General features: G+C 45.9%; 12 protein-coding genes and 1 pseudogene. 6 read left to right on the top strand and 7 right to left on the bottom strand.

Annotated elements, in window-relative coordinates:
• Positions 1-5: 5 nt before the first annotated feature.
• The 3 genes from glpK to NST70_RS01915 form a co-directional block, all read right to left on the bottom strand.
• Positions 6-1496 (bottom strand): glycerol kinase GlpK, encoded by a 1491-nt coding sequence (gene glpK, locus NST70_RS01925; RefSeq protein ID WP_251460352.1) that lies wholly within the window; start codon positions 1494-1496, stop codon positions 6-8.
• A 12-nt stretch (positions 1497-1508) separates the two neighbouring features.
• On the bottom strand, positions 1509-2309 hold the full coding sequence (locus tag NST70_RS01920) for an MIP/aquaporin family protein (protein WP_035189159.1): 801 nt from the start codon (positions 2307-2309) through the stop codon (positions 1509-1511).
• Positions 2310-2777: 468 nt separating this feature from the next.
• Positions 2778-3338, bottom strand: coding sequence for a glycerol-3-phosphate responsive antiterminator (locus tag NST70_RS01915; RefSeq protein WP_014096283.1), 561 nt, complete (start codon positions 3336-3338; stop codon positions 2778-2780).
• Positions 3339-3852: 514 nt separating this feature from the next.
• On the opposite strand from NST70_RS01915, the gene NST70_RS01910 reads away from it, so the two are divergent.
• The 5 genes and pseudogenes from NST70_RS01910 (at position 3853) to NST70_RS01890 (ending at position 5702) form a co-directional block, all read left to right on the top strand.
• Entirely contained in the window at positions 3853-4068 is a 216-nt protein-coding gene (locus NST70_RS01910) for a helix-turn-helix transcriptional regulator (protein WP_014096284.1), read from the top strand.
• Positions 4058-4309 (top strand): hypothetical protein, encoded by a 252-nt coding sequence (locus tag NST70_RS01905; RefSeq protein WP_071452323.1) that lies wholly within the window; start codon positions 4058-4060, stop codon positions 4307-4309. The genes NST70_RS01910 and NST70_RS01905 overlap by 11 nt, the downstream gene beginning before the upstream one ends.
• 289 nt (positions 4310-4598) lie before the next feature.
• A complete protein-coding gene (locus NST70_RS01900; RefSeq protein ID WP_035189154.1) occupies positions 4599-5144 on the top strand; it encodes a hypothetical protein in 546 nt (181 codons plus the stop codon).
• A 109-nt stretch (positions 5145-5253) separates the two neighbouring features.
• Positions 5254-5409: pseudogene (locus NST70_RS01895) on the top strand (IS200/IS605 family element RNA-guided endonuclease TnpB); the annotation flags it as partial.
• A 23-nt stretch (positions 5410-5432) separates the two neighbouring features.
• Positions 5433-5702 carry a hypothetical protein gene (locus NST70_RS01890; RefSeq protein ID WP_035189152.1) on the top strand — a complete coding sequence of 90 codons (270 nt, stop codon included), beginning with the start codon at positions 5433-5435 and terminating at the stop codon, positions 5700-5702.
• 896 nt (positions 5703-6598) lie between these two features.
• Here NST70_RS01890 and helD read toward each other — a convergent pair.
• Positions 6599-8890, bottom strand: coding sequence for an RNA polymerase recycling motor HelD (gene helD / locus NST70_RS01885; RefSeq protein ID WP_342475585.1), 2292 nt, complete (start codon positions 8888-8890; stop codon positions 6599-6601).
• A 550-nt stretch (positions 8891-9440) separates the two neighbouring features.
• Between helD and NST70_RS01880 the strand changes: the two genes are divergently transcribed.
• Entirely contained in the window at positions 9441-10448 is a 1008-nt protein-coding gene (locus NST70_RS01880; RefSeq protein WP_342475583.1) for a glycosyltransferase family 2 protein, read from the top strand.
• Positions 10449-10722: 274 nt separating this feature from the next.
• Here the strand turns inward: NST70_RS01880 and NST70_RS01875 are convergent, their stop codons facing one another.
• The 3 genes from NST70_RS01875 to NST70_RS01865 all read right to left on the bottom strand — a co-directional run bounded on the left by NST70_RS01875 (position 10723) and on the right by NST70_RS01865 (position 14619).
• Entirely contained in the window at positions 10723-12024 is a 1302-nt protein-coding gene (locus tag NST70_RS01875; protein WP_035189148.1) for a CitMHS family transporter, read from the bottom strand.
• A 316-nt stretch (positions 12025-12340) separates the two neighbouring features.
• The gene (locus NST70_RS01870) at positions 12341-13021 is read right to left on the bottom strand and encodes a response regulator (protein WP_014096293.1); all 681 of its coding nucleotides are present in this window, start codon (positions 13019-13021) and stop codon (positions 12341-12343) included.
• Positions 13018-14619, bottom strand: coding sequence for a sensor histidine kinase (locus NST70_RS01865; protein ID WP_061564837.1), 1602 nt, complete (start codon positions 14617-14619; stop codon positions 13018-13020). The genes NST70_RS01870 and NST70_RS01865 overlap by 4 nt, the downstream gene beginning before the upstream one ends.
• Between the last annotated feature and the right edge of the window lie 19 nt (positions 14620-14638).

Raw genomic sequence — 14638 nt, 5'->3', positions numbered from 1 at the left:
CAAATCTATTTAAAGGCAATGGTTGCACGGATTGCTTTTTTCCATCCGTCATATAAGGCTTCGCGTTCTTTTTCCGCGAGTGACGGTTCAAATTTGCGTTCCACTTTCCACTGGCGGGCAATTTCTTCACGCGATTCCCAGTAACCGACCGCAAGCCCCGCCAAGTATGCGGCGCCAAGTGCAGTGGTCTCGCTCACAACCGGGCGCTCAACCGGCACGCCTAACATGTCGCTTTGGAACTGCATGAGAAAATTGTTTTTCACTGCGCCGCCGTCCGCACGCAATGTTTTAAGCGGCAGTCCGGAATCTGCCTCCATTGCAGCAAGCACATCTTTCGTCTGATAGGCGAGCGATTCAAGCGTGGCCCGGATAAAATGTTCTTTCGTGGTGCCCCGTGTCAGCCCGAACACCGAGCCGCGCACATCGCTTTCCCAGTACGGTGTCCCAAGCCCGACAAATGCCGGCACGACATACACACCATCTGTTGAATCAACCCGCTCTGCATACGATTCACTTTGAGCGCTGTCTTTGATCATGCGCATCCCGTCACGCAGCCATTGAATCGCTGACCCTGCCACAAAGATGCTGCCTTCAAGGGCATACTCGACTTTTCCATCAATACCCCATGCGAGCGTCGTCAGCAAGCCATGCTTGGAAGAAACAGCTTTTTCGCCGGTATTCATCAGCATAAAGCAACCGGTGCCGTACGTATTTTTCGCCATCCCTTCTTCATAGCAAGCCTGCCCGAACAGCGCTGCCTGCTGGTCGCCCGCCACGCCTGCAATCGGAATTTCCTCACCGAAGAAATGGTACGGCGCAGTCCGTGCATAAACATGGGAGGAAGGCTTCACTTCCGGGAGCATCGCAGCAGGAACGTCCAGCATTTCAAGCAGCTCGGGATCCCATTTCAAATCGTAAATATTGTACAAAAGTGTCCGGGACGCGTTTGAATAATCGGTAACATGGGCTTTGCCGCCTGAAAATTTCCAGATCAGCCAAGTGTCGATTGTGCCAAACAGGAGCTCGCCTTTTTCAGCGCGTTCTCTTGCTCCGTCAACATGGTCGAGAATCCATTTGATTTTTGTCCCGCTGAAATACGGGTCGATGAGGAGCCCTGTTTTTTCACGGACCATATCAGCATAGCCTTTTTCTTTTAAGTCAGCGCAAATATCCGCTGTCTGCCGCGACTGCCAGACAATCGCATTGTAAATCGGATGACCCGTCTTTTTATCCCAGACGACCGTTGTCTCACGCTGGTTGGTAATCCCAATCGCGGCAATCTGCTTCGGCTCTACATCTGCTTCTGTTAAAACGGTCGTCGTAACCGCGAGCACCGATGCCCACACTTCATTCGCATTATGTTCCACCCAGCCAGGCTGTGGAAAATACTGATGAAATTCCTGCTGGGCTGTATGCACAATTTCCCCTTTTTGGTTAAAAAGAATAGCTCTTGAACTTGTTGTCCCCTGGTCAATGGATAAAATAAATTTCTCCATCCCGTTTCCTCCTTACGCTCTCTTTTTCTTGTTTTCTATCATCCATACTATCAATAATACAAGTAAACACGTTAGCAAAACACACCAAAACGCGGGCGTCCAATCATTTTTAAACACAGCCCGGTAAAAAACGCCCCCGAGAGAACCCCCGAGCAACGGACCGGCAACCGGCACCCACGCATAACCCCAATTCGAAGGCCCTTTCCCTGCAATCGGGAGCAGAAAATGGGCAATTCTCGGGCCAAGGTCGCGGGCAGGGTTGATCGCATAACCCGTCGTCCCGCCAAGTGAAACCCCGATCGCTACAATCAGCATGCCAACGATGAACGGGTTCAGCCCGTCTGTAAACTTATTTGCCCCGATCGTAAGAACACCGAGCACAAGAACAAAGGTCCCAATCATTTCACTGATAAGATTCGCAAAATAGTTTGGAATGGCCGGCCCGGTCGAAAATACGCCAAGTTTGGCTCCCGGATCGTCCGTCTCCTTCCAGTGCGGCAAAAAGTGAAAAAATACGACGGCAGCGCCGATCATGGCTCCGACCATTTGCACCAAAATATACCCGGCCACTTTCGACCATGGAAAATCCCCGTTAAATGCAAGCCCGACGGTAAGTGCGGGATTTAAGTGGGCACCGCTGTATTTTCCGACTGCATAAGCCGCCATGGCGACGCCAAGTCCCCACCCGAACGAAATGACAATCCAGCCGCTCTGGTAGGCAAATGACTTTTTCAAATTGACATTGGCACAAACACCGCCACCAAAAATAATCAGGATGGCTGTGCCAACCAATTCTGCTAAATATGAATTCATAGCCCTTCCTCCATTTCGAATGAATTAAAAGCTGATCCGGCAATAATCCGGTCCCTTTCATCAAAAAAAGAACAAAAAAACCCACGACGCCCGCAAATTTGTTGCGAATGGAGTGGATCTCTTTGTTCTCCTGCCAAGTTTATTAACTTATGTGTGATGATAACGCTTACTTTAAATTTTGTCAATCCATGTTCACAAAAAAATACATGCCAGATTTTTCCTGGTTTTGTTGAAAGAAGCAAGCCCCCTTCTCTATCTTGAAATATGCGCCAGCAGATTTAGGATTCCGCTGGGCTGCATTCAATACGGCAAGGAAAGTGATTCGCATACCTGATCAGGTCCGCTCCCACTTCCGGTTAGGGCTTCCCCGGAGTCATGACAAGCCGGCTTGTCAATATGCCCGCCGTATACCCGGGTGCCGTCCCATGCAAAAAAACCACTGCGGCCGCCCGGAACAGCCGCTTATCTTTATTTCTTTTCCAAAAAGGCTTCCCACAATTCCGTGTCCGAGGTAGTGATGCCTTCCGCTCCGGCTTTCAATGCTTTTTCCACATCTTCCCGCGTACGGATCAACCCGCCTGCAAAAATTGGAATGCCAAGCCGTTCTTTTACTTCGGTGATCATCCATGGCGCGATTCCCGGCAAAACTTCAATATAATCAGGTTTCGTCCGTTCAATTAATTTGTAACTTTTCTCAAGCGCATGCGAATCAATCAGGAACATTCTTTGGATCGACACGACTCCCTTTTGCTTTGCTTTTTGTATGACATTGGCTTTCGTGGAAATTAGCCCGAAAGGTTGATACTCCTGGCATAAATATTCCGTTGCGTAATCATCACTCTTCAAGCCCTGGATCAAGTCCACATGGTAAATCATTTTTTTGCCTTCCGCCTTTGCCATTGCCGCGACATATTTGAGCTGTGAAATGTGAAGCTCCAGAAAAATCCCGATTTCATAATCACTTTTTAAAAACCTTTCAAACTCCTTCATGTTGACAGAAGCCGGAAGAATTCTTTGAGAAAAGGCCATTTTTTCTCCTCCTTATGTTTATGCAAATTTAGTTTACCACGTACGATGGGCCGGTACGCATTGTGTATATGTCAAGATTTTCCCGGCTGTGTGTGAATCGTGTCTTTTGAGGGGACTGTCCCCGGGAATTTTTCATTTTCTGCTGTCATCGTGAAAAAGATGAGTGAATGTTTCGCGCAGCTAAGGGCATATGAATCAGACCAAGTGGCTCATTTGGTTGCATAAAAGCCAGCTCTCTTTTTATTCAGTTTAGGCCATTTTCCACGTGTATATTGTATAGGATCGGGTTTTAAAAGCAACATATTTTGAAATAGGTTTTTTTTATAGGTAATTTTGCATCCCCAAAATTGAGTTTTCAAACAAAAACGGTAAAGACATTGATGTAAAGATGTTTTTACGTAAAAATATGTTTACATTTTTGAATAAACCGGATATACTGGTTGTAAAGATACTCTTACTTTATTGAGGAAAGGAAAAATCATTTAAACTTATACATATCAGGAGCTACTCAGCTATGGTTAAAAACAACATTAAGTTACTAAGAAAAGAAATCGGGATAACGCAAGAACAGCTTGCAAAAGAATTAAAAATTACGCGGCAAACAGTCATTACGATTGAAAATCACCGTTATAATCCCAGTCTTGAGCTTGCGCTTAAAATTGCTAAGTTTTTCGGCAAAAATGTAGAAGAAATATTCTTTTTAGAGGAGGGTGAAGACAGTGCCGTCTAATTATAAAAGAAAGCCACTAAATATTTGGTTATGTATTGCTACTGTAATTGTAATTAATATATTTGTTGCTATATTTGAGCATCCCTTCCCCATTTGGTCACTTGTTGGTGATGTAATTGCAATCTTTGGAGTCTGGGAATATAATAGGGATTTAAAAAAACAAGAGGACGATGATGAGGTAGTAGAAGATGAACGTACTATCGAAAATAGAAAAAAATATAACAGAATATTTCTTTTTTAGATTATGATTTTTGTAATAGCTGCTTTAGGAGTAATGGCTGTACTTGGTATAAAGTCTGTTTCAATTGAGAATATGATCTTAGCTCTATGCATTCTATTGCTTGGTGGTTTTACTCTTACCAGCTATCTATCCAGAAAAAAATAAGAACCCGGTTACTTAATTGTCAGGCTGGTTATATCCAAAAGAAAATAGTAAAAGATAAGCGGTGATACCTTTAGCTTATAAAATTGGGATCGTATCCAATGCTGAAGTATCGGTGCCCCAACACCATACAGAAAAGGGTAATATTGTGATCAACGTAGGAGATGTCATTAATTATAACTTTAATTTTTTAATCTATATTCATAACGCTTATACCAATTTGGAAAATGAAGGTAATAAGTTTCCCTATCTGCCTCTTGAAAGCGAAGGTTTTATTGATAGGAAGTCTTTTTTAGAAAAGGGTAAAGAAATATGGAGGGAATGTTTGCGCTCTGATATACAGGAAGAAGATATTCAATATTGGCTAGCGGAAAAATTTGATTTTCGAGGTTTATTTTCCAAAAACGATTATGGTGAAAGGAATTATCGGTTGTTGCGAAGGACTTTTAATTGTTGGTTTGGGGAAATCGGATATCGAAGCTTAGAATTGCAGGGAGAAGTATGGGTACCCTATGTTTACGAGAAATTAGCTGCAAATAACAAAAAATATGATGGCGATATTTTTTTGGAAATTATCTTTGATGAGGGGCCTAAAGAGCGGAAAATATATTCTGATCAGCATTACTTTATTACGATCCACGATCATCCAATGAATGGATCTCATATTCTGCTTGATAAATTTAAAAATGATTGAAAAATATGAGGTGTGATATATTCGTCACGCCTCTAAAATTCCGTTCAATATGGACCAAGTAGCTGTATCCTAAATTTTCCTAGTTTCCAACTTCGGTTATGCTACAAGCTACCAAAATAAAGACGTTAAAAACCTGGCAGTACGGGAATGGGAATGCTCGAATTGCCATTCCCGCCATACAAACCGAGATTTAAACGCAAGAATCAATCTTAAAAATGAAGTCATAAGGCTTCTAACCGTAGGAATGGCGGGGATCGCCTGCTAATATTAAAAAAGGGAGAAAATTTTGTGAAAAAATACGAAGGAATATCCTTTGTGCTCTTCATTTTTTTGGCATTGGTTTATTTAATTTCTATTTATGGAGGTGTGGACTTATTTCCTGGGCAAATAACAATCATCATTTTAACTGTGTTCCCTATTATTGGATTAATTCTTGCCTTTAGTAGCAAAGGTGGCGGCTTCATGAAAGTAATTAGCATTATCGGGAATCTTGCTGTTCTAATGATTGCTGTTATTGTGCCGGTCATCGTTACTACATTTTTTTGGAATCAACCATAGCGAACTGAATTAAAAAGCAACATGGCCAAAACCATGTCGCTTTTTTATTAGCATCGCAAACCACGAGGTTGGAGGGCGCTTGCTGGTGTTTGAAACCGAAAGTGCGTTTATCCAGATTGGGATCCGTTTTCCTTTTAGGCAGAGCACATTAAAACAGAGTCAACAGGTATAAATGAAGAGCTGTCTATTCAATTCCTTGTCAGTATTTGGAATCTCCCATAAAGCAGTGATGGGAATACTTTAGCCAGAAGTTCAACAGATTTACTAAGGTTTCGAGCGTAAAGAGAACCGTCGATAACAAAAGCCGTTACCCGGTCTATAGATGTCAAAGTTTTGTGGCTGTGACTCCATACACGAAATCCCCCGGGCAACTGCCTTGGTGGTCTCAATAAACAAAGCTAAAATAAAGAAAAATCAAGATCAAGCAGACAGTGCCAATTTTTTGCCTGGCTGCAACTTTTTTATAAAATTCTATGATAAGGTGAACAAAGAAATAAAAGGCTAAGATGAAAAAAGAAATATGGACATGATCGAAAGTTGCGAATAAAAGAACCGGTAGAAAGATCAAAAGCCAAATATAAGTACTCCTCCATATTTTAATAAACTTTTCCATAAGTTCCCCCTATATAAAAGGTATTTCCTTTTTTCTAATGTTTCTGCACCCCATCCCAAAACTCCTGCTAAATTTCGCGAACAAGGATGTCTGTTTCGCCACACCATCACTGATTTTAAAAAAAAAAACAAGCCCCCCCTTTGAAAGCCGTAAAACAGGTGGAAAGGTCCCCGCCATTTGCTTCCGCATCGCAAACATGATAGAACGTGGGTTCCGATTTACTTACTGGAAAAGATCACGGCCGGCTGATGCGTTTGGCAGCCGGCCGTTGTTATCCTGTTTCTTATTCCTTTACGTATAGCGTCTCGGGCACTTTATCTAAAAGCGGGGTCACCGGACCGTTGCTGACAAGGGCAAGGTGGTGCATTGCCCGCGTCCCGACTGTATATAGCAGGGTGCGTTCTGCTTCATCTTTATACACAGACGCGGAAGCATCGAGCACGATGACGCTGTCAAATTCCAGCCCCTTCGCAAGATAAGACGGGATCAGGATGATGCCTTCCGGAAGATCGCTGTATTCTTTTTCAATAAAGGTCAGATCCAGTTCTTCCCGCAATGTTTCATACGCTTCGGCACACTGTTTCCGTGACTTGCCGATGATCGCAACGGTATTGCTATCTTTTGCGTACTTTTTCGCAAACCGTACAACTTTTGCCAAAGCTTCTTCCTTGCCGCGGGCCACCGCAACAACCGGCAAATCGCCTTCGCGTTCAAACCATTCAATCTTCTCCCCGCCCGCTAAAATTTCTTTCGTAAAGCGGGTGATCTGGGCAGTCGAACGGTAGCTTTTCGTCAAGTATACGACCTGCGCTTTTTCTTCACCGAAAATTTCCTTAATCAGCTCCATCTGCGAACGGCCGCTTGTGCCGAATATGGACTGGTTCAAGTCACCGAGCATCGTAAACTTGCTGTACGGGAACAAATAGCGCAAATAGGCAAGCTGGACCGGCGAATAATCCTGGATTTCATCAATAAACACATATTTGATCGAACTGCTCGTAGCTTTGCCTGTCAAAAGGTCAAAGAGATACAAAAACGGCACGGTATCTTCATAGGGCAACCAGCCATCACGGAAAGCGGCGCGCGTTTTTACATCAAGCCGTTCTTCCGCACCGGGAACAAATTCTGGTGCGCGCCGTAAAAAGTCCAGATACTGGGCACGGATATGGAGATAATGAAACGTTTTAATTTGTTTTCGGATCGAGCTGAAGCGGCGGTTGACAATTTTACGCGCCAGAAATTCTTTCTCATAATTGGACTCGCTGAACGCATCATTGCTCTTGCGCGATTTGCGCTCGGCATATTGATGAGCGGCAAGGAAAGCTTCCGTCCCGAGCAGTTCCATTTCTTCTTCGACCCAAGGCTTTTTCCGCTCTTCTTTTGCAATATGTTCCAGTTCTTTCAGCAGCTTTTTGCTGACAAGCTGAAACCGGTTCGGCAGCGAGTAGCTTTGATCATAGGCATAAAACATCTCCGCAATTTTTTCCTTCGGCACGATCGTCTCGCCTTTAAAACGGATATCGCGGAAAATGATGCCGCCGTTTAAAAGTTTTTCCGCATAATCCCGAACGGCATGGAAAAATGCAAGGCTGCCTTTGATTTGTGCTTCTTTCCTGTTTTCGGCTTTGCCTTCGAGCGCTTCTTCCATTTGCTCGAGCAGGCTTTCGACTTTTAGCTTTTTGCCGGCACGTGCCTGGGCAAATTCCAGGAAAGTCGTCTGCTGCATATTGTTTTCCCCGAGCTCCGGGAGCACTTTTGACACATAATGATTAAACAGCTGGTTCGGCGAAAATAAAACAATTTGCTCGGAATGGAGCGAATCGCGGTACCGGTACAGCAAATACGCAATCCGCTGCAGGGCAACCGATGTTTTTCCGCTTCCGGCGGCCCCTTGCACGAACAGAAGATTGCTTGAAACATCACGGATAATCCGGTTCTGCTCTTTCTGAATCGTCGCCACAATATTTTTCATATGGGTGTTTGCGTTTGCCCCAAGCATTTCCTGCAGCATTTCATCGCCGATCGAGATCCCGGTATCAAACATCGCTTCAATATGGCCGCGCCGGATTAAAAACTGCCGTTTCAAATCCATGATGCCTTCGCGCCTGCCGTCCGGCGCCTGGTACGAAACCGGGCCGGGCACTCCGTCATAATAAATACTGGAAATTGGCGCACGCCAATCGTAAACGAGATACTCATCCTCATCCCGGTAGGAAGCAATGCCGATGTAAATGGGCTCGGAAGGTTCCCCTTCTTCATGAAAATCGACGCGGGCAAAATATGGAGAATAAATGAGGCGATCAAGTTTTTTCACATCTTTTTCCATATGCCCATAGCTTCGTTCGCGTTCAGCAAGGAGTTCTGCCTGCTGGCGGACGCTCGCCGATGTTTCTACGACATCATCCGGCTCATCGAGGTTCACCGTTACGTCTTCCCAGAACGTATTGCGGATTTCCTGTGCCTCGCCGCGGACAGCCCTTACTTTGGAGAGCAGTGTATCCTTTTCGTGCTTCATTTTTTCAATTGTATCATCAACGCGTTTTTGTTCCTTTAACCATTCTTCATCGTGTGGCATAGAACCGGCCCCTTCCTGACAGTAAGAGTATAGAAAATTTTTCTTAAAAAAATGAACAAACTATCTTAGCTCTGTTGCCTGCTGTAAAAGTAGTCATCATGCAAATTGGCTTGATGTCAAAACATAAGTTCATTTTATATGGCATGAAGCGGTATACCCCGGCATCCCAACCAGTAGGGAAAAATGTAGCACCGCAAGCCAATAAATTTGACAATGGGATGAGGAGATGATATAATTAAGATGGTAAAATATATATTCCCCATCCGTTGCACTCCGCATCTTAGTATACCACGTTTCCACCTGATTTTCCAATGTCTGGTCTGTTCTCTTTTGCCATTCCATGTTTTTTTCCGTTCTGTTGCCTGCCACAAAAAGTAGTACTCATGCCAAATGGGTGCTCGGGGTTGATGTAAAAACTTAAGTTATTTTATAGAGAAGACCGCATAATCTCTCATCTTGCCATTCTTTTTCTTCATTTCCCTTTTTCAAGCATAAAGTGATGCACGCTGGCAAAACCTATCCGTAATACTGTTTGTTGGAGGTTGCTAACGTGGAAAATCCAGTACTGACCATTGTCGTTCCCTGTTACAACGAAGAAGCTGTTTTATACGAAACGGAACGCCAGCTGACGGAAATGGTGTATTCCTTGATGAACGAAGGCCTGATCAGCCCGAAAAGCAGTATTTTGTTTGTCGATGACGGCAGCCGTGACCAGACATGGACGATGATCGAGGAAATTGTAAGGAAAAACCGGCTTGTCAAAGGATTGAAGCTTTCGCGCAATTTCGGGCACCAAAAAGCGCTGCTTGCCGGGCTCGAAACAGCAAAAGAAGAGGCTGACTGTGTCATTTCCATCGATGCTGATTTGCAGGATGACATCTCGGTTATGCGCGAATTTCTATTGAAGTTTCACGACGGCTGTGACATTGTGTACGGCGTGCGGAAAAAGCGGGAGAAAGATACCTTTTTTAAAAGAGCGACTGCCCAGGGGTATTACCGGGCAATGAAAAAACTCGGCGTTGATCTCGTATACAATCATGCGGATTACCGGCTGATGAGTAAGCGTGCGCTGGAGGAGCTTTCCCGCTTCCCTGAGCAAAATTTATTTTTGCGCGGTATGGTGCCGTTAATCGGCTTGCAAACGGCCGAAGTGCTTTACGACCGGAAAGAACGGGCAGCCGGCGAGAGCAAGTATCCGCTCAAAAAAATGCTGGCGTTTGCCTTTGACGGCCTTACTTCTTTTAGTGTGGTGCCGATTCACTTTATTACCCTTGTCGGTTTGTTTACTTTTTTATCAAGCACCATCGCCGGCTTGTATGCACTTTTTGTAAAAATTTCCGGCCATGCGGATGACGGCTGGGCTTCGATTATCATCTCCATTTGGTTTTTAGGCGGCTTTATGTTAATGAGTATGGGGTTAATCGGCGAGTATATCGGTAAAATTTACCAGGAAACAAAAAGGCGTCCGCGCTACACGATTGCGCAGGATGCACAGCAGGAGACAATCAGCCAGCAATTGTTGCGGACACAGCAGGATTCGGCAAAAAGGATTAATTGACAAGCCTGTTGTCGCTTTTTACGTCGTATCAGAAGCAGTGGTTGGCTTGTTCCACCCCGCCGCTTCCTTCTATCTCGCTTTTTTGGGAAGCCGTGTTTTCGTATGCAGCAAATCACCTCGGTGAACGCGTAAACACGGGCTTCTTTTCTTTCAGGTCATTTTACGAAAAGAGCCGCGAAAATCACAGACCAGCCTGTAAGAACCGGAACCAAACCTAGGCTCCCTCAAGTGCAAAAAAGCGAAAGGCACACATCATCCTTTCGCTTTTCCTGCTTCAAAATGGAATCACGCCAATCACCAATGCCACAATGATCATAACGAGTGCCGATACGCACGCCCATTTTAAGAAAGCACGTTGCAAATCACCAAACTCGGCACCGACCATGCCGACCAGCAGATAGGTGGATGGGACGAGCGGGCTCAGCAAATGGACCGGAAGCCCGAGCAATGATGCCCTGCCAATTGCCTCCGCACTAATGCCGTACGCTGCTGCTGCTTTTGCAACGAGCGGGAGAACGCCGTAATAAAATGCATCATTGGACATGAAAAAGGTAAACGGTGCACTGATGACTGCCGTGATGACGGCAAAATGCGGTCCCCAGGCTGCTGGAACGTGGGTAATCAATGTGTTTGCCATTGCATCAACCATTTTTGTCCCGGACAAAATGCCTGTAAAAATCCCGGCTGCAAAAATCATCCCCACAACCGACATCGCATTTCCAGCATAGGCTGCAACCCTTTCTTTCTGGACATCCATATTCGGATAGTTGACCATCGCCGCAATGGCAAAACCGAGCATAAACAAAACCGCTGTCGGCAGCACTTCCATAATGAGCCCAACAAGCAGCGCAATCGTCAAAAGGCCGTTGAACCAAATGAGTTTCGGGCGCTTTAATTCATTCCCCTCACCGACTGCAACTGCTGCAGCCTGTTCCAAAATTGCTTCATTTTCTGAGCTGATGATCCCCAGCCGTTTTCTTTCTTTACGCCCGAGATAAAAAGCAAGGAGAAAGACAAATAGCAAGCCGCCGATCATAGACGGAATCACCGGCGTGAACAGATCTGACGTCTCGAGGCCGAGCGCGCTCATTGCCCTGGCTGTCGGGCCTCCCCATGGCAGCAGGTTCATCACGCCCGATCCGGAAACGGCAATGCCCGCAAGCACGAGCGGTTTCATGCCGATCCGCTGGTAAAGCGGCAGCATCGCGGATATAGTAATCATATAGGTGGTCGTGCCGTCCCCGTCAAGCGATACCAAAACGGCTAAAACCGCTGTCCCGATCGCAATTTTGAGCGGATCCCCTTTTACGAGTTTTAATATTTGCGAGATCACCGGGTCAAATAACCCCGCGTCGATCATGAGTCCAAAATAAAGAATGGCAAATAAAATCATAATGCCGGTCGGCGCGACGCTTGTAACCCCCTCGATCGCCATCTTCCCGATTCCTTTCCAAAACCCGCCGATAACCGCAAAAATGACCGGCACCAACATCAACGCAATCATGGCGGAAAGCCGCTTCGTCATGATCAAAAACATGAAAACAATAATCATCAAAAAACCCATGAACGCCAACAAAACAGCCACCCCTTCGTTCATTTCTTTCAGTTTACCCAATGAACCAACCATTGTAAGCGTTTTCAACATATTTGGTATAAAATCTATTTTGACTATTTTGTTCATTTTGTTCACGAACAGAAAAGGGGGAAGGGTGCAAAAGCAACATGTGCCCAGTACTCGCTAACGAAGCCGGCCGATCTAATGGTCGGTGAGCCTCGTGCAAGAGCAACACGTACCCAGTACTCCCCAGTATCCCGTCACGGTCCCAACACTTATGGAAAACCCGATTTCCATTTTTTGTAACCCTCGTTTTCACAACCTGCCGTACAGGCGTTTAAACAAGATAATATTTCCGCTCCGGCCTGCCGACGATGCCGTATTCGACTTCTGCTCTGCACGTCCGGATGGAAACCAGGTATTCCAAATAGCGGCGGGCGGTTGTCCGGGAGGCGCCGATTTTTTCAGCGACCTGTTCGGCGGACTGCCCCTGGTCCGGAATTAGCACTGCTTTTACTTTGCTCAGCGTAATCGCATCAATTCCTTTCGGCAGCTCCGTTTCCTGCGTCCCCGCTTCCCGGCGTGGCGACCCGAACAGCGAATCAACCCAGGCCTGATCCACCGTACCCGCTGTTTCCAGGAGGCGCTTTTTATCCAGATACTTTTCGACCGCCTCCTTAAACTGCTTAAGTGAAACCGGCTTGATTAAATAGTGTTCCACCCCATAATGAAGCGCCTTTTCGATAAAATCCTTTTCCGCAGCGGCTGTAATCATCATAATATCGAGATGCGGCGACAATGCCCGCAGGTCAGGAAGTAGATCAACACCGAGCCGGTCGGGAAAATATACATCCAGAAGCAAAAAATCCGGAGACTTTTCCTCCACAAGCGCCAGCGTTTCTTTTGCATTCAAGGCTTTGCCAACCACTTCGAAACAAGGGAACTCCGCCAGAAATTTTTCATGGACAAGCGCCACGCGGAAATCATCCTCGGCGATCACCGCTTTTATTGTTTTCAACTGTCGACACCCTCCCTTTTCGGCAAATAAACCGTAAAAACCGTTCCTTCCCCGGGGTGGCTGTGGACTTCGATAAAACCCCCGAGTTCGGACACAGCATGAGCGGCATTGGATAAGCCAAACCCTCTGTTCGTTTCTTTTGTTTTTGTTGAAAAACCCCTTTCAAATATATGTGCGAGGACCGCTTCTTCCATGCCAGGCCCGTTATCGCTGATTTCAAATACAATGTCATCCCCCATATCTGTCGCAAAAAACAAGACAGTCGGGTGATCGGTTTTCCCTGCTGCTTCAAAAGCATTGTCGAGCAGATTGCCAAGCATGACAATCAGCCGCATCACATCGATTTGCTTTGGCAACCTTTCTAAAGAACTGTTCGGATCAATATCAAAATGAATCTTTTTTTCGGATGCTTTGCCAAGTTTGCCGAGCAAAACCGCCTGAACTTTCATGTCTTTTATCTTCTCAAAAACACGGGCGTGCTGGTTTTTCAAAGATGCCGTCTCTTCCCGGATAAATTCAATTGCGTCTTCATAAGCTCCAAGCTGAAGCAACCCGGAAAGGACATGCAGCTTATTTGCGTATTCATGGGACTGGGCCCGCAAATCTTCCGAGTACTGGCGGACTTCGCTCAATGTATTGGCCATTCGTTCAATTTCCGAACGGTCGCGAAAAGAAGCAACCACCCCCTGCACTTTCCCTCGTTCATTCAGAATCGGGGTACTGTTTACAATGAGCGTCCGGTCTTTCCATACCATTTCCCGGTCCATTTGCGGCTTGCCGGATTTTAACACGGCGTAAAAAATGGAAGGCGGTATCAGCTTGTCAATCTTTGTACGCCTGACCGATCCGTCAATGTGCAGCATTTTTTTCGCCGGCTGGTTCATGGTAGTGACAAACCCTTCCCGATCCACAGCAATAATCCCTTCTTTAACCGCATGTAAAATGGCCCGCTTTTCTTTATAAAGCGACGCGATTTCGAACGGTTCAAGCCCCATTGTGTCTTTACGGATATCCCGGGCAAGCAGCACGCTTCCGATGATGGCCCCGAAAAAAGCAAGCAACGCGACTCCAGCCACTTTCATCATGTGCATGTTGGTCTGCCGGTTCACATCACTTAACATGAACCCGACCGATACAATGCCAATAATGTTTCCGTTCCGGTCGCGTACCGGTGTTTTCCCTCTTAATGACGGGCCAAGTGATCCTTTTGCGCTTGAGATATAGGATTCCCCTTTCAAAATAGCCCGTTCATTGTCACCGCCGACCATCTTTTTGCCAATCCGACCCGGGAGTGGATGGGAGTAGCGGATCCCTTCCCTGTTGCCGACAACGATAAACTCGGCGCCGGTTTCTTTGCGGATTTTTTCCGCAAGCGGCTGAATCGTTTTGGACGGATCTTTGCTTTGGAAAGCATTCACAACAGCCGGCATGGCCGCCACCGTTTTGGCAATATTTAACGCTAGGCGCCCTTCCTGTTGTTCGATTTGGCGTTGCTCCAGCACCATAAAATAACCGGAAAGCGCACCGATGATCAAAAAAGACAGAAGCAGCACAAGCCCCAGTATTTTTGTCTGCAATGAAACCTTTCTTTTACGCATCCCCATCCCCCGCCAAACA

Origin of the sequence: Weizmannia sp. FSL K6-0777, assembly GCF_038593185.1 — a bacterium.
GTDB lineage: Bacteria > Bacillota > Bacilli > Bacillales > Bacillaceae_C > Weizmannia > Weizmannia faecalis.
The sequence above is the reverse complement of the archived record's forward strand: the minus strand, read 5'-3'. Positions and strand labels throughout refer to the sequence as shown.

Coding starts and splice junctions, on each gene's coding strand:
- glpK (WP_251460352.1), bottom strand. CDS start 1,496: ATGGAGAAATTTATTTTATCCATTGACCAGGGGACAACAAGTTCAAGA.
- NST70_RS01920 (WP_035189159.1), bottom strand. CDS start 2,309: ATGAATTCATATTTAGCAGAATTGGTTGGCACAGCCATCCTGATTATT.
- NST70_RS01915 (WP_014096283.1), bottom strand. CDS start 3,338: ATGGCCTTTTCTCAAAGAATTCTTCCGGCTTCTGTCAACATGAAGGAG.
- NST70_RS01910 (WP_014096284.1), top strand. CDS start 3,853: ATGGTTAAAAACAACATTAAGTTACTAAGAAAAGAAATCGGGATAACG.
- helD (WP_342475585.1), bottom strand. CDS start 8,890: ATGCCACACGATGAAGAATGGTTAAAGGAACAAAAACGCGTTGATGAT.
- NST70_RS01865 (WP_061564837.1), bottom strand. CDS start 14,619: ATGCGTAAAAGAAAGGTTTCATTGCAGACAAAAATACTGGGGCTTGTG.